The sequence below is a fragment of the Leisingera sp. ANG-S5 genome, from assembly GCF_000813925.1.
Lineage (GTDB): Bacteria > Pseudomonadota > Alphaproteobacteria > Rhodobacterales > Rhodobacteraceae > Leisingera.
This window is the reverse complement of the sequence record NZ_JWLH01000008.1, coordinates 105,740-128,752: the sequence shown is the minus strand read 5'-3', so window position 1 is coordinate 128,752 and position 23,013 is coordinate 105,740. Positions and strand designations below refer to the sequence as shown.

Here is a 23,013-nt window from a genome sequence, read left to right as displayed (position 1 = left end):
GTTTCGCGCGCGAAACATTGGGGTAATAGTGCTGACCTAATTTTCTGGGCTAGCCGTGATGCGCCGCCACGGTCTTCAGCTGCGAAAACCCGTATAGCGCCTCGAACCCTTTTTCCCGCCCGTGGCCGGATTTTCCGACGCCGCCAAACGGCAGCTCCACCCCGCCGCCGGCGCCGTAGTTGTTGAGGAACACCTGGCCCGCGCGCAGGCCTTTCGCCAGCCGCATCTGCCGCGCCCCGTCGCGGGTCCAGACGCTGGCGACCAACCCGTAGTCGGTGGCATTGGCAATCCGCAGTGCGTCCTCCTCGGTGTCAAAGGGGATCAGCACCTGTACCGGGCCAAAAATCTCTTCGCGTGCCAGCACGTGACCCTCCGGCACATCGGCAAACAGGGTGGGGCGCACATAGGCGCCGCTTTCCGGGGCGTGCTCCACTATTGCCCCTTGCGCCGCCACCGGCAGGTCCGCGCCTTGTTTCAGATAGTCCTCGACAATCTGCTTCTGCCGGCTGGAAATCAGCGGCCCGACCCGCAGGTCCTCTGACGCCGGCCCCACGGTCAGTGCGCCATAGGCCGCTGCCATCCGTGCCTTCACCTCCTCATACACCCCGCGCTGCACCAGGATGCGCGAGGAGGCGGAACAGGTCTGGCCTGCGTTCTGGATGCCGGCGTTCACCAGAAACGGCAGGGCGGCTTCCAGATCGGCGTCGTCAAACACCAGCTGCGGGGACTTGCCGCCCAGCTCCAGCGTGACCGGCACTACATTGGCCCCTGCCGCCTGCTGCACAAGCGCACCGGTTCTGACCGACCCGGTGAAGGAGATGTGATGCACACCGGGGTGCCCGGCCAGCGCCGCGCCGGCCTCAGCCCCCAGGCCCGGCACCACGTTCAAGGCCCCCGCAGGCAGCCCGGCCTCCATGGCGATATGGGCAAAGGCCAGCGCCGTCAGGCAGGCCTCCTCCGCGGGTTTCAGCACGCAGGCATTGCCCATCGCCAGTGCGGCGCCAACGGACCGGCCGATGATCTGCATCGGGTAATTCCAAGGCACGATATGCCCCGTCACCCCATGCGGCTCGCGCAGGGTATAGACGGTGTAGCCATCAAGATAGGGGATGGTCTCCCCCATCACCTTGTCCGCCGCGCCGCCGTAGAACTCGCAATACCGCGCCAGCGCCACCGCATCGGCGCGGGCCTGGGTCAGCGGCTTGCCCACGTCCATCGCCTCAATCGCCGCCAGCAGCTCCACCCGCTCCAGCACGAACTGGCCGATGCGGGTCAGGATGCGGCCCCGCTCCAATGCGGTCATGCGGCCCCAATCGCCGTCCAGCGCCGCCTCTGCTTCCAGCACGGCGGCCTCGATATCCGCCGCGCCGCCGCGGGGGATCTGGCAGATTTTGCTGCCGTCCGACGGGTTCACCAGCGGCAGAGTGCCGCCGCTGGCCGCGGGCAGCCACTTGCCGCCAATCAGGCAAAGCGCAGGATCGAACCAGAGGGGATCAGACATGTTGGGTGCTCCTTTCGGGATCGGAGAGGTCGGGCAGCACCGGCGCTGCGGCGATCAGCTGGCGGGTGTAGGGGTGCTGGGGATCGCTGAACACGGCTTCGGTTTCGCCCTGCTCCACGATCTCCCCGTTCTGCATCACCAGGCAGCGGTCGGTGACCGTGCGCACCACGCTCAGGTCGTGGCTGATGAACAGATAGGTGAGGGAATAGGCTGCGCACAGCTCTGCCAGGAGGTCGAGGATGCGGGCGCGGACGGAAACATCCAGAGCTGAGACCGCCTCGTCAAAGATGATCAGCTCCGGCCTTGTGATCAGGGCGCGGGCGATGGCGATGCGCTGGCGCTGGCCGCCGGAGAACTGGTGGATGTACTTGCCGGCATCTTCCGGCTTCAGCCCGACGGCACTCAGGGTCTCGGCGATCAGATCCCTGCGCCCTGACCCGGTTGGCGGGGCGGGTAAAGTATGGAAGGGTTCGGTGATCAGCCGTTCCACCCTGTGGCGCGGGTTAAAGCTGCCGTAGGGATCCTGGAACACCACCTGAATCTTGCGCCGGACTGCTGGCTCTAGGTGCGTCGTCACGGGTTCCCCGTCGAGACGAATCTCCCCGCCTTGCAGCGGCTCCAGCCCCAGAACTGCCCTTGTTAGGGTCGATTTTCCGCAGCCCGACTCACCTACCAGCCCCAGCCGCTCGCCGCGGTTCAGGGTGAAGGAGACGTTGTTCACGGCGCGGAAGCTGCCAGGTTTGGCAAACAGCGAGGGGCGCGGGGTCTTGTAGTCGCGTATCGCGTTGCGGACTTCCAGCAGCGGTGCCGGGGCAGGTGGTTCCGGCAGCGCCACTTGATGGTTTGAGGCTTCAAACAGCATCCGCGTATAGGGATGGCGCATGTTGCGCAAAAGCCAGTCCGTGTGGCCAGTCTCCACCACCTCGCCCTGGCGCATGACGACAATCCGGTCCGCCAGATCCGCCACCACCGCCAGGTCATGAGTGATGATCAGCAATCCCATGCCATAGTCCTGCACCAGATCCTTGAGCAGAGCCAGAATTTGCGCCTGGGTGGTCACGTCGAGCGCGGTGGTCGGTTCATCCGCGATCAGCAGTTTCGGGCGCAGGGCGATGGCCATGGCGATCACCACCCGCTGGCGCTGGCCGCCCGACAGCTCATGCGGATAGCGCGACAGCGGAAAGCGGTCCTGAGGCAGCCCGACCCGCTCCAGCACCTCGCGGGCGCGGGCCTCGGCCTTCTCGCGCGGCATTGCCTTGTGGATCAGGATGGTTTCCATCACCTGTTCGCCGATGGTCTTCACCGGATTGAGCGCGGTCATCGGCTCTTGGAACACCATGCCGATGGACTGGCCGCGGATGGCGCACATCTGCGCCTCGGACTGCTCCAGCAGCTGGGTGCCGTCCAGGGTGATATAGCCGCGGGCCTCCGCCAGCTCCGGCAGCAGCTGCATGATGGCGAGTGCGGTCATCGACTTGCCGGAGCCGCTCTCGCCGGTGACGGCAACAATCTCGCCCGGATCAACGTGAAAGGAGACGCCCTTTAGCACCTGAAAGGCGCCGATGCTGAGCGACAGACGGGTGACATCCAACAAGGTCATGCGCGCGCCACCCTCAATTTCGGATCCAGATAGTCGCGCAGGCCGTCGCCCAGCAGGTTCAGCCCCAGCACGGTCAGGATGATGGCCATGCCGGGCACCAGGGCCAGATGCGGGGCAAAGCTGACCATGGTCTGCGCATCGGCCAGCATCCGCCCCCAGCTGGGCGTGGGCGGCTGCGCGCCAAGGCCGACATAGCTGAGGCCCGCCTCCGCCAGAATGCCGAGCGAAAACTGGATGGTGCCCTGCACGATCAGCAGGTTCATGACGTTTGGCAGGATATGCTCAGCTGATATGCGCGCCGAGCCCTTGCCTGCGACCCGCGCGGCCAGGATGAACTCGCGCTCCCACAGGGACAGCGCCGCGCCGCGGGTGATGCGGGCAAAGACGGGGATGTTGAAGATGCCAATGGCGATGATGGCGTTGACTGCGCCCGCGCCCAGAACGGCGGTGATCAGGATGGCGATCACCAGCGACGGGAAGGCGAAGACCAGATCATTGCCGCGCATGATCAATTCATCCAGCCACGATCCCTTGCGCGCGGCTGCTGCCAGCCCCAGCGGCACGCCCGCGCCCATGCCAATGCCAACCGCCACCAAGGCGACGGCGATGGAGGTGCGGGCGCCCACCATGATCATCGACATCAGGTCGCGGCCGAAATGATCAGTGCCCAGCCAGTGCTGCGCATTCGGTGTCTGCAGCTTGCCCGGGATGTTCATCGCCGCGTGGTCAAACGGCGTCCAGATGAAAGACAGTGCCGCTAGCAGCAGCACCAGCGATGACATCACGGCGCCAAGGATCAGGTTGCGGGTCATGTCCGGCTCCTGAGGCGGGGGTCAACCAGCGCATAGGCGAGATCGACCAGGAAATTCACCGTGATGACAGCAAAGACCAAGAGCATCACCACTGACTCCACCACGATCAGGTCACGTGACGAAATCGCCTGGAACACCAGCCGCCCGAGGCCGGGCAGGTAGAATACCTGCTCGATGATGATGGCGCCCGCCAGCAGGAACGAAAACTGCAGCCCGATGATGGTCAGCACCGGGATCAGGGCGTTGCGTACCCCGTGCCGCCACAGCGCCTGACGGCGGCTGAGGCCCTTGGCGCGGGCGGTGCGCATGAAATCCTCGCCCAGGATGTCCAGGAGGGCAGAGCGCATCACCCGGGTCAGGATCGCCGCCTGCGGCAGGGCCAGCGCGATGGCGGGCAGGGTGAGCGCATGGAGGCCCGCTCTAAGCCCCGCTTCCCAGCCCGGAAACCCGCCGGCGCCGAACCAGCGCAGGTTGATGGCAAAGATCAGGACCAGCATCATCGCAAACCAGAAGTTTGGCACCGCGACGCCCAGCTGGGTTGCTCCCATCACCGCCATATCGCCCGGCTTGCCGCGGCGGGCGGCGGCATAGATGCCGGCAGGGAAGGCGATCAGCGTCGACAGCGTCAGCGCATAAAGCGCCAGCGGCAGCGACACCCACATCCGGTCGGCAATCATCCCTGCAACGGGCGTGCGGTAGGTGTAGGAGGTGCCGAAATCACCGGCCAGCATTCCGGTGATCCAGTTCAGGTAGCGGGCGGCCTTGCCTTGATCCAGCCCCAAATCCGTGCGCAGCGCGGCGATGGTATCCGGCTGCGCATTGACCCCCAGCATGAAGGAGGCGGGATCACCCGGTGCCACCTCCACCACGAGGAAAATCACCAGCGAGGCAACGGCCAGGCTGACGATCAGCGACACCAGGCGTTTCAAGGCATAACGCAGCATGGCTGCCACGTTAGGAGGGCCGGGTGTCGCGGTCCAGAGGGGAGAGAGGGGCGGGCAGCGTTGCACGCAAATAAGCGCCCGTTCTCAGCTGGTTGAACGCTTGGAGCCGGAAATTCGTGCGGCTATCGCACGGTATCCCGGGCCCGCGGCGGGGCGCAGGGGCTTTCGCCTCGAGCGCCGTGCAGGCTATGACTATGCCATGCTGTCCCGCCCCTTTTTCATCGGATCCGAAATCTACCGCGGCTCTTCCTATGGCCGCACCCATCCCTTGCGGGTGCCGCGGGTTTCCACCGTGATGGACCTGTCCCGTGCGCTGGGCTGGCTGCCGGATGAGGTCTATGTGAATTCCCCCCGCGCCAAACCCGCGGCGCTGACCATCTGGCACACGCCCGAATATGTCGCCGCGCTGCAGGCGGCGGAGGCTGCGCAGGAAGTGAGTGCAGAGGTGCGCGCACGGCATCATCTGGGCACCATTTCCAATCCTGTATTTCCGGAAATCTTCCGCCGCCCGGCCACCGCCGCGGGCGGGTCGATCCTGGCAGGTGAGCTGCTGGCGGAGGGCGGCATCGTCTACAATCCGGCAGGCGGTACGCACCATGGAATGCCGGACCGAGCCAACGGGTTTTGCTACTTGAACGATCCGGTGCTGGCGATGCTGTCCCTGCGCCATCACGGCGCGCAACGGATCGCCTATGTGGACATCGACGCCCATCACGCCGACGGGGTGGAGCACGGCTTTGCCGGCGATCCTGACGTGCTGATGATCTCGGTGCACGAGGAAAACCTCTGGCCCAAGACCGGCAGGCTGAGCGATGACGCGGGCGGATCAGCGCTGAACCTGCCGGTGCCGCGCGGCTTCAACGATGATGAAATGGCCCATATCCGCGATGAATTGATCCTGCCCGCGGTAGAGGCGTTTGGCCCGGATGCCATCGTGCTGCAATGCGGGGCGGATGCCGTCACTGAAGACCCGCTGCCGCATCTGGATCTGTCGAACAACGCCCATTGGACGGTGGTGCGGGCGCTGATGGGGATGGCGCCGCGCTATCTGGTGCTGGGCGGCGGTGGCTATAACCCGTGGTCGGTCGGGCGGCTCTGGACCGGGGTCTGGGCCACGCTGAACGGGTATGAGGTGCCGGAGCGATTGCCTGCAGCGGGCGAAGCGGTGCTGCGCGGGCTGGAGTTCAACGGCAACCGGCTGGGCCGCAACCCGCCGGAGCATTGGTTCACGACGTTGCGCGACCAGCCGCGCGGTGGAGAGGTCCGGCAGGAAATCCGGGAGCGGGTGGCCTATCTGCGTGACAGGCATTTCAGGGGCTAGCGCAGCATTGGCAGAATGCCAGGCGCAGACTGCGTCTTGTTAAGACGTGACCAGAAACTTCAGCACCGCAAAGCCGACGATGGCCGCATAGCCGATGGGGTAGATCCACTTCAGCGCGTAGTTGTCGAGCTTCCGGGCCAGGGTCTCGCGCCCGGCCAGTTTAAGCCGGCGCAGCACCACGTTGAAGACGATGACCGCACCGGTGGCAAGGAACATCCACTGCAGGATGAAATCAAGAAAGGTCAGGTATCCCAGCTTAGGCAGGTCCGCTGAAATCGCCCAGTTGAAGGCGACAAAGACCAGCAGGTTCGCACCTGAGATTTCGATCCGCTTGCGGTACTCGTCGAGGAAAAAGACCGACCAGCTGACGGCGATCAGCACCAGCATGGGAAGGAACACCCGGATCAGGTAGTAGGTGATGTGCCTGCTGCCTTCGAACACCAGCGTGATCTGGTCGCTGTCATTGCCGGAGATCCCTTCGGCGTTGGACTTGATCAGGCGTGCATTCCCAAGAATCCATTCCTCCTCGCCCAGCAGATCGCCCAGCCCAGAGTGGCCGTTCAGGGGGTAGTAGCTTACGAATTCCGCAGGCAGAACTGAGGCGACTTCGAATTGAAACCGCTGGGTGTCGAACGGGTATTTTCTGAAATCGAAATATGGGGCCTGCAGCGTCAGCGAGGATTTTTCAACATAGACCACATGGCCGTCTGAGCGGACACCGGCTGCGGATTGGTGGATCCAGCGGTTGGATTGCTGGTTCTGGATCACGAAAACCGGGATGACTGCACTGGCAGACTTGGCGTAGTCCGCCAGCGCATCGGGCTGGAATATGCGGTAGTTCCGCCCGAACGCGCCGGCATCGAATGCCAGCGCCGGGTCTGTCCATTCGGCCCGGATGACCGCAACCGCGCCATAGTTTTCAGACTTCTGATCGACGTTGACGATCTGGTCGATCTTGATGCCGATGCCCACTTCCAGCGGGGCTTCGGGTTGTCCGGTCAAACCTTCCAGCCTGCCCGAAAGCTCCTGCTGTGCCCAGACTGGCCAGGCAAGGCAGGAAAAACACACCGCAGCCAGAGCCAGAAGGCGGATGAGAGGCTGGAAGATACCCAATACAAACATACTCAAGCTGCCAGTTTACAAGGGAAACCGCGAAGCCCGGCCAGCGGGTGCTTCGCGGCAGTACTGTTACTCCGCCCAGCTTAGCGCACTCAGGTCAATCGCGGCAGTGGGCGCGTTTTCCCACAACCCTTGCAGCCCTGACTTGGCCACCCCCAGCTTGGCCAGCTGGAACAGGTAGCCGTTCACATAATCCGCTGCGATTACCTCCTGCGCCTCTTGCAGGATGGCGGTGCGGGCCTCCGGGTCGGTGGTGGAATTCAGCGTCGCCATCAGCTTCTGGAACGGTTTGCTGTCATACTGGAAGTAGTATTCAGGCCGGGCATAGATGCCGATGTCCATCGGCTCGGTATGGCTGATGATCGTGAGGCCAAAGCTTTTGCCGCGGAACACGCTTTCCAGCCATTGCGCCCATTCGACGTTGATGATCTCGGCCTTGATGCCCACGGCGGCCAGCTGCGCGGCAACGATCTCACCGCCGCGGCGGGAGTAGGAGGTCGGCGGCAGGTGCAGGGTGGTCTCGAACCCATCCGGGAAACCCGCCTCCGCCAGCAGCACCTTGGCCTGTTCCGGGTCGTATGAGGACATGCCGGTCAGATCCTTGTAGGCCGGGTGGTGCGGCGCGAAATGGGTGCCGATCGGGGTGCCGTAGCCGAACATGGCGCCGTCGATGATCGCCTGCCGGTCGATGGCATGGGCCAGGGCCTGCCGCACCCGGATGTCATCAAACGGCGGCTGCTTGTTGTTGGTGGACAAGATCGTTTCGCCCTCGGTCGAGCCGACCAGCACCTGGAACCGCGGGTCTGCGTCGAACTGCGGCAGGTTCTCCGGCGCCGGGAAGTTGTCAAAGGCGTCGATATCCTCGGCCATCATCGCGGCAAAGGCAGCGGTGGGGTCGGAGATGAACTTGAAGGTGGCCGAGGCCAGCGCAGGCTGTTCGCCCCAGTAATCCGGGTTGCGCGCCAGCGTAATGCGGTCGCCTTGCACCCATTCCTGGAAGGTATAGGCGCCGGTACCGACGGGATTGGTCTTGATGCCGTCAATGCTTTCCGGTGCCACGATCACCGCATCGCCCCAGGCGAGGTTGAACAGCAGGCTGCCGTTTGGTGCCTCCAGCGTGATCTGCACGGTCTGCTGGTCCAGCGCCTCCACCGAGCTGATCCCCTCGAATAGCGCCTTCTGCGCGTTAGTGCTGTCTTCAGCGCGGGCGCGGTCGAGCGAGAATTTCACATCCTCCGCATCCAGTGCACTGCCGTCGTGAAAACTCACGCCCTCGCGCAGTTTGAACGTATAGACCGTGCCGTCCTCAGAAATTTCCCAGCTTTCCGCCAGCCCCGGCACCACCGAGCCATCGCCCATGAAGCGCGTGAGCCCCTCGAAGACATTGCTGTAAACCACCGAGTCTATGGCCTGCGCGGCGGCGCTGGTCGGGTCCAGGTGCGGCGGCTCCAGCTGCAGGCCGATGGTGACGCTGTCCTTGGCCCAGGCGCCGCCCGCCAGCAGTGCCAGCGCGGAACTGGCGGCAAAAACAAAGGATCTGAAACCCATCTGAAATCTCCCTGTGTGCAATCTGCGGGCCTGAAAACGGCGCCTATTGGAAACGAGTTTCCCTGTTTCCCGTGCGTAATCAAGGCCGGGCGGCATTTCGCGCACTGGAAGCACGCGGCGTTAATTGGTAATCCGTGTCCACTCTAAGAACCGCGGACAGGACAGCCATGAGCGCGACAGCCAAGAAACAGGCGCCCAACGCCGAAGACATCCGTGCCCGCAAGGGCGGCACTCCTTTGGTGAGCCTGACGGCCTATACCACGCCGATGGCCCGGCTGATGGACAAGCACTGCGACTTCGTGCTGGTCGGCGACAGTGTCGGCATGGTGCTGCACGGGCTGACCTCCACCCTGGGCGTCACAATGGAGATGATGATCCTGCACGGCCAGGCGGTCGCGCGCGGTCTGAACCAGGCGATGCTGGTCATCGACATGCCGTTCGGGTCTTACGAGGAAGGCCCGCAGCAGGCGTTCCGCAACGCCGCCCGGCTGATGGCTGAAACCGGCTGCGCCGCGGTCAAGCTGGAAGGCGGCGTCGAGATGGCCGAAACCATCCGCTTCCTGGTCAAGCGCGGCATCCCGGTGATGGCGCATATTGGCCTCACGCCGCAGTCGATCAACACCCTGGGCGGCTACAAGGTGCAGGGGCGCGATGCGCAGGCTGATGCCGTGCTGGCCGATGCCCGCGCGGTGGCTGAGGCCGGGGCGTTTTCCGTGGTGCTGGAGAAGGTGCCACAGAAACTGGCCGACAAGATTACCGCAGAGGTTGCAATTCCCACCATTGGCATCGGCGCCAGCGCCGGCTGTGACGGGCAGATCCTGGTGGTTGATGACATGCTGGGCTTCTTCACCGCGTTCAAGCCGAAATTCGTCAAACGCTACGTCGATCTTGGCCCGCTGGCTGAGGCCGGGATTGCCGAATACGCCGCCGAAGTGCGGGCACGCAGCTTCCCCGCAGCGGAGCATGTGTTCGCTGATCAAGCGCCTTCCAAAGGATGAGTGCCGGCATGACTGCTCCGATCCTGCGACGTCTGTCTGATTTGCGCGCCCAGACGGCAGACTGGCGCCGCAACGGTGAAACCATCGGCCTGGTGCCGACCATGGGCGCGCTGCACGCTGGCCATCTGTCGCTGGTGGAGGCCGCCAAACAGGCATGCGACCGCGTGATCGTGACCATCTTCGTGAACCCCAAGCAGTTCAACAATCCGGAAGATCTGGCGAACTACCCGCGTACCGAGAACGAGGACGCGGAAAAGCTCGCGCCGTACGGTGTTGACCTGATCTATGTGCCGGACCCGGACCAGATCTACCCTGACGGCTATGCCACCAATGTCTCGGTCGGCGGCAGCATCACCGCGGTGATGGAAGGCCCCTTCCGGCCCGGCCATTTCGATGGCGTCGCGACGGTGGTCGCCAAGCTGTTCCTGCAAACCAGCGCGGACAAGGCGTTTTTTGGCCAGAAGGATTACCAGCAGCTGATGGTGGTGACCCGCATGGCGCGCGATCTGGACATCCCGATTGAGGTCATTGGCTGCGAAACCGTGCGAGAGCCGTCGGGTCTTGCCATGTCCTCGCGCAACCTGCGGCTTTCGGAGGAGGCTTTGGCGAAAGCCGCCGCCCTTAACGCAGCGATGCGCGAAGCCGCCGCCAAGGCATCGGCGGGCGACTCCTGGGCGCCGCTGGAGGCCGCCGCGCGTCAGGCGCTGGCTGAGGCCGGTTTCGGTGATGTGGAATACTTCGACCTGCGCTGCGCCGAAACGCTGGAGGCGCTGGACACTCCAACCCGTCCGGCACGCCTGCTGGCCGCGGCCTGGATGGATGGCATCCGCCTGATCGACAATATCGCAGTATCCAAACTAAATTTTTAGTAGGGGCTGGTAGCGGTAGCACTTTTGCGTTTATTGTCCCCGGTCAGAGGAGACTGGAGGGCAGCCGATGACCTATATTCTGGCAATTGATCAGGGCACCACGTCGACCCGGGCAATCCTGTTTGATGCAGGCATGCAGGTCGCGGGCACCGCGCAGCAGGAGTTCACCCAGCATTACCCGCAAGCGGGCTGGGTGGAGCATGACCCGGAGGAGATCTGGGAAACCACCGTTGCGGTCTGCCGCAAGGTGATGGCGGATCAGGATGTCTCCGCCGCGGACATTGCGGGCATCGGCATCACCAACCAGCGCGAAACCACCGTGGTCTGGGACAAAGCCAGCGGCAAGGCGATCCACAACGCCATCGTCTGGCAGGACCGCCGCACTGCCGCCATCTGCGAGCAGCTGCGCGCGGCGGGTCACGCGGAAATGGTAGCGGACCGCACCGGGCTGCTGCTGGATCCATATTTCTCCGGCACCAAGGTAAAATGGATCCTCGACACTGTTCCGGGCGCGCGCGACCGCGCCGCGGCAGGCGATCTTCTGTTTGGCACCGTGGACAGTTTCCTGATCTGGCGCCTGACCGGCGGTGCGTCGCATGTGACGGATGCCACCAATGCCGCGCGCACGCTGATGTATGACATCCGCAAGGGCCGCTGGAGCCGCACCATCAGCGATCTTCTGGACGTGCCGCAGCAGATGCTGCCGGAGGTGAAGGACAGCGCCGCTGATTTCGGCACCACCGATCCGGAAATCCTGGGCGGTCCGGTCCCGATTCTGGGCGTGGCCGGCGACCAGCAGGCGGCCACCATAGGCCAGGCCTGTTTCCAGCCAGGGATGATGAAATCCACTTACGGGACGGGCTGCTTTGCGCTCTTGAACACCGGGGATGAACCGGTTGTGTCCAAGAACCGGATGCTGACGACCATTGCCTATCAGCTCGACGGCAAACCGACCTATGCGCTGGAAGGCTCGATCTTCATCGCCGGCGCCGCGGTGCAATGGCTGCGCGACGGGCTGGGCATCATCGAGCAGGCGTCGGAATCGGGTGAGCTGGCCCTGCGGGCCGATCCGGGCCAGGACGTGATCCTGGTGCCCGCCTTCACCGGCCTCGGCGCGCCCTATTGGGAGCCGGAATGCCGCGGCGGCATGTTCGGCCTCACCCGCAACTCCGGCCCTGCGGAGTTCGCCCGCGCCGCGCTGCAAAGCGTCGCCTATCAGACCCGCGACCTCTATGAGGCGATGCGCGCCGACTGGGAGGACGACAGCCACCACACCGTGACCCTGCGCGTCGATGGCGGCATGAGCGCCAGCGACTGGACCATGCAAAGCCTGTCGGACATTCTGGGCGCTGCCGTCGACCGCCCGGTGATGCAGGAAACCACCGCGCTGGGCGCCGCCTGGCTGGCCGGTATGCGGGCCGGGATCTACCCGGATCAGACCGGCTTTTCCGACACTTGGAAGCTCGACCGCCAGTTCGTGCCGCTGATGCAGCCCGCGGCACGGCAAGCGGCATATGCCCGCTGGCAGCGCGCGGTGCAGGCGGTGATTGGCGTGTAATCGCATGGGCAGGGCGGGGGCTCCCGCCTGCTCCGCCGCATTTGCAGAATGCGCCTCGCAGTTGGGCGTGGCGCAGCGGTTTGCGCGGCGTTCTCGTTTTGCTGAAAAGCGGTTTGTGTGTGCGGTCTAGCTGACGCGGGCGCCTGCCGGGATGGTAGCGGAGCGGGCATTCAGCTCTTTGATAGAGAAGCCCGCAATGGACTTGTACTTGGCGGCGTGAGCGGCCAGCTCAGCCTTGGGGATGACCTCGCCGATGTCAGCAAAGTCGCCACCGCAGAGATCTTCGACCCGCTGCAGCACCCCGTCCGGCCCGCCGCCCGCGCGGTTGGCGAGGCTCACCGCTGCCGTCACTGGGCGCACCTCTGCCTCATAGGCCTTGAGCGCCGCGGCAGTCACCCCGTGCTGCAGCAGCTCGGCGCCAATCACCCGCGCGTCCACGATGGCCTGGCTGGCGCCGTTTGATCCCACCGGATAGGTCGGATGCGCGGCGTCTCCCATCAGGGTGGTGTTGCCCTGGGTCCAGCCCGCCAGCGGGTCGCGGTCCACCATCGGGTATTCATAGACCACTTCCGCCCCGCGGATCAGGGCCGGCACGTCGATCCAATCGAACTGCCAATCCTCGAAATCCGGCAGAAACTCCTGAATGTCCGCAGGCCGGTTCCAGTCCTCCCGGCGCCAAGGGGCGGAGGGATCAAAGCTCTTTTCCGCAATCCAGTTCATGGTGACGCGGCCATCAATATCCGGCGCTGAGATCGGATAGGCCACCAGCCGCAGATGATCGTGGCCGATCATTGCCATTGCTGCGCCGCCCTTGAAAGCGGGCGCTTGGGTGGTGGCCCGCCACAGGATGCGGCCGTTCCAGATCGGCGCGCCCTCATCCGGCGCCATCTGCGCACGCAGGGCGGAGTGGATGCCGTCCGCTGCCACAACCAGGGACCCTTCCAACCGCCGCCCGTCCGCCAGTAGCAGCGCTGCGCCTTCGTTTGTGTTTTCAAACCCTGCCGCCCGTGCGCCGGTCTCAATGCAGTCCGCACCGGCACGCTCTGCCAGGGCGCGGTAGAGCATCATCTGCAGCGCTCCCCGGTGCACCGAATACTGCGGCCAGGCATAGCCCGCACCGGTGCCGCGGGGCTCTTCCCAGATCGTCTTGCCCAGCTTGCTGTAAAACCCCAGTTGCCGGGTGCGCACACCGATGGCGTCCAGCTCTGCTTCCAGCCCCAGTTCGAACAGCTCCCGCACCGCGTTGGGCTGCAGGTTGATGCCAACCCCCATCGGCTTCAGCTCCTGCGCGGCCTCGAAGATGCGGAAGGGCACTCCGATCTGATGCAGCGTCAGCCCGAGGGTCAGGCCGGCAATTCCACCGCCAGAGATGAGAATGGGCATGGTAAGCATACTCCCTAGTTTTGCGCGCAGATAACCACGGCATACGGGGCGGAGCAAGCAGGCAGGGAAGGAAAGAAGTCAGCGCCGTCCGGCGATGATCAGGTCGGGGCCAAAGATCACATCGGCGTAGTTGTGGAGGTAGATCTTCAGCCAGGGGGTGAAGCGTTCCGGATGGCGGCTCACCTCCGCCAAGAGGTCGTGGTAGTCGACCCAGCGGGTCTCCATCACCTCATCCGGGTTGGCGGCAATCCGCAGCGGCCGGTGGGCATGGGCGAGGAACACATCCACGGCCTCATGCTCGACCAGCCCGTTGCCGACATCGGCGCGGTATTCCAGGTGGTGGCGGAATTCAGGATAAAGGCCGGTCAGCCCCAGTTCCTCATTCATGCGCCGCACGGCACAGGCCGAGGGCTGTTCGTCCCACATCGGGTGGGTGCAGCAGGTGTTCGCCCACAGGCCCGGCGTGTGGTATTTCCCCATCGCCCGGCGCTGCATCAGGATTTCCACGCCCTTCACCACAAAGACAGAGACCGCCTTGTGCTTCAGTCCGCGCTCATGCGCAGCCAGCTTGTCGACCGGGGTCAATTCACCGTTCACCCAGGCGGGGATCATATGGCTCATGCTGTGTCCGTGGCAGTTTTCTGTTCTGCGGCCTGCCGCATTCCGGCGGGTATAGCAACTACCGCTAACGTTTGCGGGCACGGAAAGCAATTACGCGAAAAGCCGCGGCTAAAATGCCGCGGCTTCAGGGCCGTTTTTGACGGCTTCAGGGTTTATTCGGTGGCGGCTTCCGCGCCTTCCTCAGCGGCAGCTTCCTCCGCTGGGGCGGGGCCGTTGCTGGCCAGGAAGGCATAGATGTCCTCGCCGCCCTTCTTCAGGCGGAACGACATTTTCGACTTGGCCTTGCTGTCGCCGGTTTCAGCCTGCAGGAATTTCTTAGGGTCTGCCGCGAAGGCGACGAATTTCTCTTCGTCCCACACCAGTCCGGCTTCGCCAGCGGCAACCAGGTCATCGCTGTAGTTGAAGCCATCGACGGTGCCCGCCTGACGGCCTGCCAGGCCCCACAGGTTCGGGCCGGTCTTGCCGCCCTTGACGATCACGTCGCCCGCGTCGGACACCACCATGTGGCACGACTTGCACTTGTTGAACCCCTTCTCGCCCTTGGCCGGGTCGCCTTCGGCAAAGGCAGGGGCGGCGAGGAGGCCGAAAATGGCGGCAGTCAAAAGAGGTTTCATATTGCTTGCTCCAGTCTATGAGTTGGCAGGTGTGACTCATGATTTATTAGCCGGCAGTGTCAACCGGCAGTTTGACGCGCATCAAAGTCCCGGCAGGAAGCTGCGGTGTTTCAAGGCTCGGCCCAGCAGGGCAGCAGGTCGCCTGGTTCAGGCCAGGCGAGATAGACCGCGCGTGCGATGGCACGGCTCAGGCACAGCGCGGCAGCATGGCAGAGCTGGCCCAGTTCCGCGTCCGGTGCCTCCAGCTCTCTGGCGCCGGTGCTGGCGGCAAAGACCAGATCGCCGTCGCCGGGGCAATGGGCAGGCAGGATGGCGCGGCCGATGCCGTCATGGGCCGCCGTGGCCAGCCGCTGGCATTGCGCCTTGGAGAGTGCCGCGTCGGTGGCAACGATGGCGATGGTGGTATTGGCCCCCTCCGGCGGCAGCGGGACGCCGCTCAGTTTCTGGATCGCTTCGACCTTGCGGCTCTGCTGGCTGCGGCCCAGCCCGGAGGCGGTATCAGGCCCGATCCCGCCGAATTCATCGCCGATTTCAAACGGCGCGGCCCAGAAATGCCGCTCCCCCGGGGTGGTGACGGCGCCCAGCGGATTGGCTGCAACCAGGGCGCCCACGGTGACGCCGCTGTCCAGCACCAGCGATGCAGACCCCAACCCGCCCTTCAGCATCGCCGTCAGCGCGCCGGTGCCAGCGCCTGCGGTGCCAAGTTCGAATTCTCCCGCCGCCGCCTCAAAAGCCGCCCGGCCCAGGGCGCGGTAGGGGTTCTGGTCCCAGCCCTTATCCCCGCCGTTCAGCAGGTCAAAAAGAATGGCCCCCGGCACCAGCGGCACCCGCACCGGGCCGACCGGAAAGCCCCTGTCCGCCTCATGCAGCGCGTCCATCACACCGGAACAGGCATCCAGCCCGAAGGCAGAGCCGCCCGACAGCACCAGCGCATCGATCCTGGCGACCGATTTGTCGGGTGCCAGCAGATCGGTCTCCCGCGTGCCCGGCGCACCGCCCATCACATGCACCGAAGCAGTGAAGGGTTTGTCCGCCGTCAGCACCGTGGCGCCGGATTTCAATGCCGCATCCTGGGCGTTGCCGACGAGAATGCCGGGCACGTCGGTGATCAGGTTCCTGAGACCGGGGAGCATGGCGGGACGTCCTTTATCTGGGGAGCGCGCTGGCGCGCGCGGCCTCCGGCGGGAGTATTTGAAGAAAGATGAAAAGGCCGGGTCAGATCCGCGGCTTGGGGGCTGCGGTTGCCGCATCGCCGGTGTTCGGCTCACCCTTCGGCTCTATCAGCAGCACCTTGCATTCCTGTTCGGCACGGGGGCGGTGTGTGACGCCCTTTGGGACCACGAACAGTTCGCCCGCGCGTACGGTTCGGGGCGGCTCACCCTCGATATCCATGACCATCTCCCCTTCGAGCACCAGAAAGAAGTCGTCGGTGTCCGGGTGATGATGAAAGGGAAATTCGCCCTGAAACTTCACCACCATCACATCGTTGCCGTTGTATTCCGCCACCACATGCGGGTCCCAGTGGCTGGAGAACATCGCCAGCTTTTCTGCCAGATTCACAGGTCTCATATGCAGCGCCCTCCGTCTACTTCCATGGCGACGCCGGTGACCATGCTGGCCTCGTCCGAACACAGGAAGCAGGCGGCATTGCCCATGTCCTCCGGCGTCGAAAACCGGCCGATCGGGATGGTGGAAAGGAACTTGGCGCGCATCTCCGGGGTGTCCTCGCCCATGAAGGACTTCAGCAGCGGCGTCTCCCCTGCCACCGGATTGATCGCATTGACCCTCACGCCGTGAGGGGCCAGTTCTACCGCCATGGTTTTGGTGGCGGTGATCATCCAGCCCTTGGAGGCGTTGTACCAGTTGAGGTTGGGGCGCGGCGAGACGCCTGCGGTGGAGGCGACATTCAGGATCGCACCGCGCTGGTTGACCTTCATATGCGGAACTAGCGCGCGGGCGGTCAGGTAGACCGATTTCACGTTGACGCCCAGCACCCGGTCGAAATCCGCCTCGCTGATCTCCTCCAGCGGGCTGGGCAGGTGAGTGACGCCTGCGTTGTTCACCAGGATATCCAGCTGGCCGAAGGCCGCCAGCGCTGCCTCTGCCATTGCGCTGACCGATGAGCCATCCGCGACATTTACTGTCTGCGCAATAGCATTGCTGCCCAGTTCCGCCGCCATCGCCTCTGCCGCGGCGCCATTAATGTCGGCAATCATCACCCGCGCGCCTTCCGCCAGGAACTTGCGTACGATGCCTGCGCCAAAGCCCGAGGCACCGCCAGTCACGATGGCGGTTTTTCCGTTCAGCCGCATGATTTCCCTCCCGCACTGTTTGGCGTCAGCATGGGCGGAGAGGAGAGCAGGTGCAATCCCCGGAAGCGGGGCTGGGTCAATCCGGGTCGATCTTACCGCGCGTCGTTTTCAACTCGCCGCGCTGCTTCTTGGCGTCCAGCCGCCGCCGGACTGAACCGCGGGTCGGTTTGGTGGCGATCCGCCGCTTCGGCGCCACCAGCGCCTTGCGTACCAGCTCCGCCAGCCGCTCGCGCACGATCTCGCGGTTCCTTTGCTGGGACCGCGTTTCGTCGCATTGCAGGATGATGGCGCCGTCCTTGGTCCAGCGCCGCCCGGCCAGCCGTTTCAGCCGCGATTTGACCGCGGGCGCCAACGCAGGCGAGCGCTCGGCCTCGAACCGCAGCTCAACGGCGGTCGCCACCTTGTTCACATTCTGCCCGCCGGGACCCGAGGCGCGGATGAAGCTCTCGGTCATTTCCCAGTCCTGCAGGGTAATCTGGTCGTTGATGCGGATCATGGCTTGGGTGGTTTGCGGAAGGGGATCTTAAAATCGAAAGGGCTGTTCCACACGCGGGGAACAGCCCTTCGAGATGATAGGAGGTGCACCGGTTAGGTCAGCACCAATTCAGTGATCTATACGTACCAAGGGCTGCCTCGGCCGCACTCCTTCTGAACTGTTCCGGCACTGCTCTCCATAGCTTCTCTAGACAATGGGCACCTCCTTTCTGATGTTTCGTGTAAGCCCAGCCTGCCACAGATTCGGCAGATGTCAAAACAAAATCATGTGGTCTTTGCGGAGAGCTTACGCACGATGATGCGGAAGGGCACAAGCGCGAGCAGCGCCAGCGACAGTTTCACCAGCCAGTCGGCGAAGGCCAGCGAGACCCAGTAGGGCACCGCCGGCCCCTGTCCGATCAGCGGCAGCATGTCGCCCGCCCAGGACACATCATTGGCCGGTTCGATCCAGGCGAGCGAGACGGAGAAGGCAACAGTGAAGAAGATCGCGGTGTCCACCGAGGAGCCGATCAGGGTGGAGGCCAGCGGCGCCCGCCACCATTTCCCCTCGCGCAGTGCAGAGAAGATGGCAACGTCCAGCATCTGCGCGGTCAGGAAGGCGAGGCCGGAGCCAAGCGCAATGCGCAGGGTCACCGCCGGGTAAGTGAAGCCATCGCCCTGCAGCATGATCTGCGTGCCGATCAGCGAGCAGATTACCCCGGTGATAAAGCCCGCCACCACGACCTTGCGCGCGGCGGCAGCGCCGTAGACGCGGTTCATCACATCGGTGACCAGGAAAGCCACCGGATAGGTGAAGGCGCCCCAGGTCAGCCAGTTGCCGAACAGGAATTGCACCAGGACGTTGGAGGCCACCACCACGGCGGCCATGGCAAGAATGCCGGGAATATGCGAGCGGGTCATGCGCAGGATCCGTTTGTTTCGGGGCCGCAGAGAGGGCTCCGCAGCAAAAGACCGGATCCCTTAGACTGCCTGTGCCGGTTTCGCAAGGTTCCCGCATCCCGGGGGAGGCTCCCGCCCGCGCCGGGTGCCTTCTGCGAAGGCCCCCTTGCGGTTGGGCGCGGCGCGGGTGTGCTGCGTCAGCGGGGCAGGGCGTACTCCACCAGCTCGGTGCGCTGCACCGGCAGGAAGTTATCGTCGGATACCATGGTGGCGCGCATCCGGCCGCTTGCATCGGTCCAGACCGACAGGCCTTCAAGGTTGTCATGAGTACCGGGGCCGGTTTGCAGCAGCACGGTTTCATTCTCCGGGCCGCTTGCGGTAATATCCCAGCGGCGCAGCCGGGAGCGGAAGCCCAGCAGGGTCAGATCGCGCTCCAGGAGGTAGAACCGCCCGTCGGGGCCGAAATCCGCATCCACTGGCAGGAACCCGCCGCGCGGCGGCAGGCTGAAGGGTCGGCTCCAGCGCCGCCCGTTCCAGCGCCAGACCGGGATCTGTCCGTGTTTGTCATAGGCCCGTTCCGGCAGCGTGTAGAGGTGCCCGCGGGCATTGATCGCCAGGGTCTCCAGTGACTTGTTGGGCGGCAGCTTGCGGAACCCCTTGGGCCGCGGAAGCACCTTGGCGCGGCTGTCGGGGCGGCGGTAGCGGGCGACCCGCGCCGCGCCTTCAAAGGAGATGTAGCGGCTGCCGTCCGCGGCGATGGCCAGACCCTCGCTGTCGCCTGCAAAGCCGCGCAATGTCTTGCCGGTGGAGGCGCGCAGCCGGTGCGCGGTTCGGGCCGTAATGCCGGAGATCCGGCCGCCCTTGCGCTGAATGTCCGTCGTGACCAGTGTCGCCCGGTCGCTCAGCACCACCATGGCGCGGCCGCCATCGGTGATCTTCAGCGCCGAGAAGCCGCCGAACCAGGGCTTTTTCAACGTCCAGGTATAGCTGCCCAGATACTGTGCGGCGCTGTCCGCCGCCAGCGGCCGGCTGGCGGCATAGCCTGCTGCCGCCAGTCCGGCGGCAGCGGCAACAGCCAGGATCAGTTTGATTGCAAAACGGCGGCGCATTGCTGGGGCAGGTCCGAAAGGGTGTAGTCCCGCCGTGGTTTAGGCTTTGGCGCGTTCGGGTCAACCGGTTTCGGCGGTGGCGGGTTCAGAATGTTGTTCACCCACTGCTGCGCATCGGCGCAGCCGTCACCCTTGGGCGGGGCCGCCTGATCGACACAGCCGCGGGCGCCCCGCGGGCAGGCCAGCCGCACATGAAAGTGATAGTGATGCCCCCACCAGGGCCGGATCTTGCGCAGCCAGCGGCGGTCGCCCTTCTCGTCATTGCACATCTGCACCTTGGCGCCCGGAAACACGAAAATCCGCGCCACCCGCTTGTCCTGTGCCGCCGCCTTCAGGATCTCGTGATGGGCGCGGCTCCAGCTCGCATTCACATAGGCGCCCTTGGCGCGGCGCATGGAGATCGAAGAGATGTTCTCCCGCGCGCTGCGGCTGAGGTTCAGCCGGTCGGGCGGGCGCATCCAGATGTCGATGTCCAGCCCGATCTGGTGGCTGCGGTGGCCCGACAGCATCGGTCCGCCGCGCGGCTGGCTGATGTCACCGATATAAAGTCCCTTCCAGCCGCGCTGCCTGGCGGCGACGCGGCTCAGGTCTTTCACAAAATCAATAGCCGCTGGATGCCCCCAGTTGCGGTTGCGGCTGAGGCGCATCGCCTGCCAGGTGGGTCCGGTCTCGGGCAGCTGCGCGGCGCCGGCCACGCAGCCCTTGGCGTAGGAGCCGAACGGCGCCGGTTTTTGCTGTGAAGCGCTGGGCTTGGCCCCAAACAGCGCCTTGGCGGGGGTCTGCGCGCTTGCCGGAACACTCAGTCCCGCAACCGCCAGACAGATGGCAAGTAACAGTCTCAACCCTGATCTCCTTCTCCTTGAACCCAGAATAACAATACCAATCCGATCAGAAACAGGCCGATGACCGGGGTGATCCCCAGCCGGGCGCTGCCGGTGACAGTTGTTGCAACGCCGATCAGCATCGGCGCCAGAAACGCGGTGGCGCGCCCTGACAGGCCATAAAGGCCAAAGCTCTCAGTCGCGTCCTTGGGGCTGGTGTGGCGCACCATCAGGCTGCGGCTGGCCGCCTGCAGGATGCCGCCGAAACCGCCGATCAGCATACCGCAGCCAAAGAATACCGTGTCCGGCAGGGTAGAACCCTCCGCCAGCGCAACGCCGAATATCTGGTGCCGGGACATGGAGACGATGATCAGGCAAACGAAAGACAGGATCAGGATCGAGGTGATGATCACCGGCTTGGGTCCGAACCGCCGGTCGGCCTTGCCGCCGAGCCAGCTGAACACCGTGGCGGCGAAGGCGGCGACAATGCCGAAGATGCCGATCTGGGTGATTTCCCAGCCCAGCACCAGCTTGGCATAGACGCCACCAAAACCGTAGAGCCCGTTCAGCGCATCCCGGTACAGCATCGAGGAGCCGAGGTAGCTTGCCAGGCTCAGCCGGCTGCGCAGGCCGGAGACCAGCTTGACCACCATCTGCCAGGCCTTGCCCAGGCTGGCCTTGCGCCCTGTCGCGCCGCGGTCCTTCACCCAAAGGAAGTAAGGGATCATGAAGACGGCAAACCAGATTGCGGTGAAGGGGCCGACGGCGCGGGTGCCTTCCTTGGCCTCCGCATTCAGGCCCAGGGCCGGGCTGAGGCCAATGAGCGTTTTGCCGGTGCCCTGTTCCACAAACAGCAAGAGCATGATGAACAGTGCGATCACCCCGCCCAGATAGCCAAAGGCAAAACCGGAGCCGGAGATGTCGCCCACGTCCTCGCGGCTTGCCAGTGTCGGCAGCTGCGCATTGACAAAGATCAGGGCAAATTCGGCGCCGATGAAACCAAAGCCGAAACTGACCAGCATCCACCACAGGTTGCTGCCGCCCGGGTCCATGTACCACAGCCCCCAGGCGCCGATCAGATACATCAGCGAAAACATCATGATCCAGGGCAACCGCCTGCCGGTGATATCCGCCAGCGCCCCCAGGAACGGCGCCCCGAAGCCGATGATCAACCCGGTTATGGTCAGGCACATCGACCACACGGTCTGCGCCTGCGCCTTGGCATCCTCGCTGTCCAATCCCTGGCCCATGAAATACTCGGCGGCCACGGCGGCAAAGAACGGGCTGAACACAAAGGTGACGAGCAGGGTCTGATAAGGCTGGCTGGCCCAGTCAAAGAACCACCACCCCCAGATCCGCTTGCGCGTGGACACCTGCTGCATACCCGGCCTCTTATTCTTGTTGCCTTCAGGTATGGCAGGCGGGCAGGGGCCTAGGCAAGCCCGTCCTGCATTGGCGGCCAGGGCCGGCCGCCATCCGCCGCGCACCAGTCCTTGATCCAGCCCGGCAGCTCGGGCGAGGCTTCCGTGTCCTGCCCCAGTGCCTCCAGAACCTTCCCGGGCGGCACGATACCGTGCTTGTCCGTCACCGCCGTGCGCAACATCACATGGCTGGCGCAGTCGCCGTTTTTCTTCCACATGGATTGCTCGACATAGATGAACTTTTCATCCCAGCCCGCGGTGCGGCTGCGCATCTCGAACTTCTCGAAGCCGCGGATGCGGCGGCGGTAGCGGACGGAGGACCCTGCCACTGTCAGCCCCCAGCGTTTCTGCCGGAGCGCCTTGATCAGCCCCACCCGCTGCGCCAGCATAGTGCGCCCCAGGTCATACAGCGTCATGGTGCGGCCGTTGTTCAGCTCCATCCACATGTCCAGGTCCCAAGGCCAGCAGATGTGGTGCGAGACATGCATCCCAGTGATCGGCAGCGGCTCCATCCGGCTGGCCAGAACGGTATCCTTGATCAGGCGGAATATCGGGTACATCGGCGCGCGCTCCTTGATGGCATGTGCCCGTGATGCCACCCGTTTACAGCGCGTCAACCGCAACCTCGCGGAAGCCTTGCGCATTTCGCTGCGTCTGCTTACCTGTGAGGCTGTTCGAAAGAGGGAAATACCGATGGTCTCGCTGTTCCAAATCCTGATGCTGATCCTGGACGTGGTCTGGTTCTTCATCATTGCCCATGTGATCATGAGCTGGCTGATCAACTTCCAGGTCCTGAACCTTCACCAGCAGCTGGTGGGGCAGATTTGGTACGGCCTGAACCGGATCCTGGAGCCGCTTTACGCGCCGGTGCGCCGCATCCTGCCCAACATGGGCGGCATTGATCTGGCGCCGCTGGCGGTGCTGATCGGCGTCTATGCGCTGCGCATCATCCTGGTGAACAACGTCTCGGCGTTCTACTGATCTGAAAATCTCCGGCCCGGCGTTTCCTGCCGGGCTTTTTACCTGCGGGCCTTGCCGCCTCATGCCTCCTGTGGGATTGTGCCTGCCAAAGAAGAGCAGCACTGACC

23 protein-coding genes are annotated in these 23,013 nt (G+C 64.4%); 5 read left to right on the top strand and 18 right to left on the bottom strand.

Annotated features, from left to right (window positions below; translation table 11 throughout):
- Positions 1–49: 49 nt before the first annotated feature.
- The 4 genes from RA25_RS13585 to RA25_RS13570 are packed head-to-tail and all read right to left on the bottom strand — an operon-like array spanning position 50 to position 4,857.
- On the bottom strand, positions 50–1,501 hold the full coding sequence (locus RA25_RS13585; RefSeq protein ID WP_039173116.1) for an aldehyde dehydrogenase family protein: 1,452 nt from the start codon (positions 1,499–1,501) through the stop codon (positions 50–52).
- On the bottom strand, positions 1,494–3,101 hold the full coding sequence (locus RA25_RS13580; protein ID WP_039173112.1) for an ABC transporter ATP-binding protein: 1,608 nt from the start codon (positions 3,099–3,101) through the stop codon (positions 1,494–1,496). Before RA25_RS13580 ends, RA25_RS13585 begins: the two co-directional genes overlap by 8 nt.
- A complete protein-coding gene (locus tag RA25_RS13575; RefSeq protein WP_019295047.1) occupies positions 3,098–3,913 on the bottom strand; it encodes an ABC transporter permease in 816 nt (271 codons plus the stop codon). The genes RA25_RS13580 and RA25_RS13575 overlap by 4 nt, the downstream gene beginning before the upstream one ends.
- Positions 3,910–4,857 carry an ABC transporter permease gene (locus RA25_RS13570; protein ID WP_019295046.1) on the bottom strand — a complete coding sequence of 316 codons (948 nt, stop codon included), beginning with the start codon at positions 4,855–4,857 and terminating at the stop codon, positions 3,910–3,912. The genes RA25_RS13575 and RA25_RS13570 overlap by 4 nt, the downstream gene beginning before the upstream one ends.
- Before the next feature lie 199 nt (positions 4,858–5,056).
- On the opposite strand from RA25_RS13570, the gene RA25_RS13565 reads away from it, so the two are divergent.
- Positions 5,057–6,178: an acetoin utilization protein AcuC gene (locus tag RA25_RS13565; protein ID WP_039173109.1), complete on the top strand. Its 1,122-nt coding sequence runs from the start codon at positions 5,057–5,059 to the stop codon at positions 6,176–6,178.
- A gap of 39 nt (positions 6,179–6,217) precedes the next feature.
- Here RA25_RS13565 and RA25_RS13560 read toward each other — a convergent pair whose 3' ends face one another.
- Both RA25_RS13560 and RA25_RS13555 read right to left on the bottom strand, forming a co-directional pair.
- Positions 6,218–7,180 carry a hypothetical protein gene (locus RA25_RS13560; protein WP_241477416.1) on the bottom strand — a complete coding sequence of 321 codons (963 nt, stop codon included), beginning with the start codon at positions 7,178–7,180 and terminating at the stop codon, positions 6,218–6,220.
- A gap of 186 nt (positions 7,181–7,366) precedes the next feature.
- Positions 7,367–8,845 (bottom strand): ABC transporter substrate-binding protein, encoded by a 1,479-nt coding sequence (locus tag RA25_RS13555; RefSeq protein WP_039173103.1) that lies wholly within the window; start codon positions 8,843–8,845, stop codon positions 7,367–7,369.
- A gap of 167 nt (positions 8,846–9,012) precedes the next feature.
- Here RA25_RS13555 and panB point away from each other — a divergent pair, with 167 nt between their 5' ends.
- From panB to glpK, 3 genes are all read left to right on the top strand, one after another.
- Complete coding sequence (gene panB, locus RA25_RS13550; RefSeq protein ID WP_039173100.1) at positions 9,013–9,843, top strand: 3-methyl-2-oxobutanoate hydroxymethyltransferase; 831 nt, start codon at positions 9,013–9,015, stop codon at positions 9,841–9,843.
- An 8-nt stretch (positions 9,844–9,851) separates the two neighbouring features.
- Complete coding sequence (gene panC, locus RA25_RS13545) at positions 9,852–10,712, top strand: pantoate--beta-alanine ligase (protein WP_039173231.1); 861 nt, start codon at positions 9,852–9,854, stop codon at positions 10,710–10,712.
- 67 nt (positions 10,713–10,779) lie between these two features.
- Complete coding sequence (gene glpK / locus RA25_RS13540) at positions 10,780–12,270, top strand: glycerol kinase GlpK (protein ID WP_039173098.1); 1,491 nt, start codon at positions 10,780–10,782, stop codon at positions 12,268–12,270.
- A 126-nt stretch (positions 12,271–12,396) separates the two neighbouring features.
- Here the strand turns inward: glpK and RA25_RS13535 are convergent, their stop codons facing one another.
- The 12 genes from RA25_RS13535 to RA25_RS13480 form a co-directional block, all read right to left on the bottom strand.
- A complete protein-coding gene (locus tag RA25_RS13535; RefSeq protein ID WP_039173229.1) occupies positions 12,397–13,653 on the bottom strand; it encodes a flavin-dependent oxidoreductase in 1,257 nt (418 codons plus the stop codon).
- A 78-nt stretch (positions 13,654–13,731) separates the two neighbouring features.
- Positions 13,732–14,274 carry an isopentenyl-diphosphate Delta-isomerase gene (idi, locus tag RA25_RS13530; protein WP_019295038.1) on the bottom strand — a complete coding sequence of 181 codons (543 nt, stop codon included), beginning with the start codon at positions 14,272–14,274 and terminating at the stop codon, positions 13,732–13,734.
- Positions 14,275–14,426: 152 nt separating this feature from the next.
- Positions 14,427–14,888, bottom strand: a complete 462-nt coding sequence (locus RA25_RS13525; protein ID WP_019295037.1) for a c-type cytochrome — start codon at positions 14,886–14,888, stop codon at positions 14,427–14,429.
- Positions 14,889–14,998: 110 nt separating this feature from the next.
- Positions 14,999–16,021: a P1 family peptidase gene (locus RA25_RS13520; RefSeq protein ID WP_039173095.1), complete on the bottom strand. Its 1,023-nt coding sequence runs from the start codon at positions 16,019–16,021 to the stop codon at positions 14,999–15,001.
- A gap of 82 nt (positions 16,022–16,103) precedes the next feature.
- Positions 16,104–16,457: a cupin domain-containing protein gene (locus tag RA25_RS13515; protein ID WP_019295035.1), complete on the bottom strand. Its 354-nt coding sequence runs from the start codon at positions 16,455–16,457 to the stop codon at positions 16,104–16,106.
- Complete coding sequence (locus RA25_RS13510; RefSeq protein WP_039173092.1) at positions 16,454–17,200, bottom strand: SDR family oxidoreductase; 747 nt, start codon at positions 17,198–17,200, stop codon at positions 16,454–16,456. The genes RA25_RS13515 and RA25_RS13510 overlap by 4 nt, the downstream gene beginning before the upstream one ends.
- 76 nt (positions 17,201–17,276) lie before the next feature.
- Entirely contained in the window at positions 17,277–17,696 is a 420-nt protein-coding gene (gene arfB / locus RA25_RS13505) for an alternative ribosome rescue aminoacyl-tRNA hydrolase ArfB (RefSeq protein ID WP_039173088.1), read from the bottom strand.
- 263 nt (positions 17,697–17,959) lie between these two features.
- Complete coding sequence (locus RA25_RS13500) at positions 17,960–18,595, bottom strand: queuosine precursor transporter (protein ID WP_039173085.1); 636 nt, start codon at positions 18,593–18,595, stop codon at positions 17,960–17,962.
- A 176-nt stretch (positions 18,596–18,771) separates the two neighbouring features.
- Entirely contained in the window at positions 18,772–19,683 is a 912-nt protein-coding gene (locus RA25_RS13495) for an esterase-like activity of phytase family protein (RefSeq protein WP_039173082.1), read from the bottom strand.
- Positions 19,656–20,525, bottom strand: coding sequence for a penicillin-insensitive murein endopeptidase (gene mepA / locus RA25_RS13490; protein WP_039173080.1), 870 nt, complete (start codon positions 20,523–20,525; stop codon positions 19,656–19,658). The genes RA25_RS13495 and mepA overlap by 28 nt, the downstream gene beginning before the upstream one ends.
- Positions 20,522–21,991 carry an MFS transporter gene (locus RA25_RS13485; protein ID WP_342586131.1) on the bottom strand — a complete coding sequence of 490 codons (1,470 nt, stop codon included), beginning with the start codon at positions 21,989–21,991 and terminating at the stop codon, positions 20,522–20,524. Before RA25_RS13485 ends, mepA begins: the two co-directional genes overlap by 4 nt.
- On the bottom strand, positions 21,937–22,485 hold the full coding sequence (locus RA25_RS13480) for an acyl-CoA thioesterase (protein ID WP_039173075.1): 549 nt from the start codon (positions 22,483–22,485) through the stop codon (positions 21,937–21,939). The genes RA25_RS13485 and RA25_RS13480 overlap by 55 nt, the downstream gene beginning before the upstream one ends.
- 133 nt (positions 22,486–22,618) lie before the next feature.
- Between RA25_RS13480 and RA25_RS13475 the strand changes: the two genes are divergently transcribed.
- Positions 22,619–22,906, top strand: a complete 288-nt coding sequence (locus tag RA25_RS13475) for a YggT family protein (protein WP_019295027.1) — start codon at positions 22,619–22,621, stop codon at positions 22,904–22,906.
- Positions 22,907–23,013 lie beyond the last annotated feature (107 nt).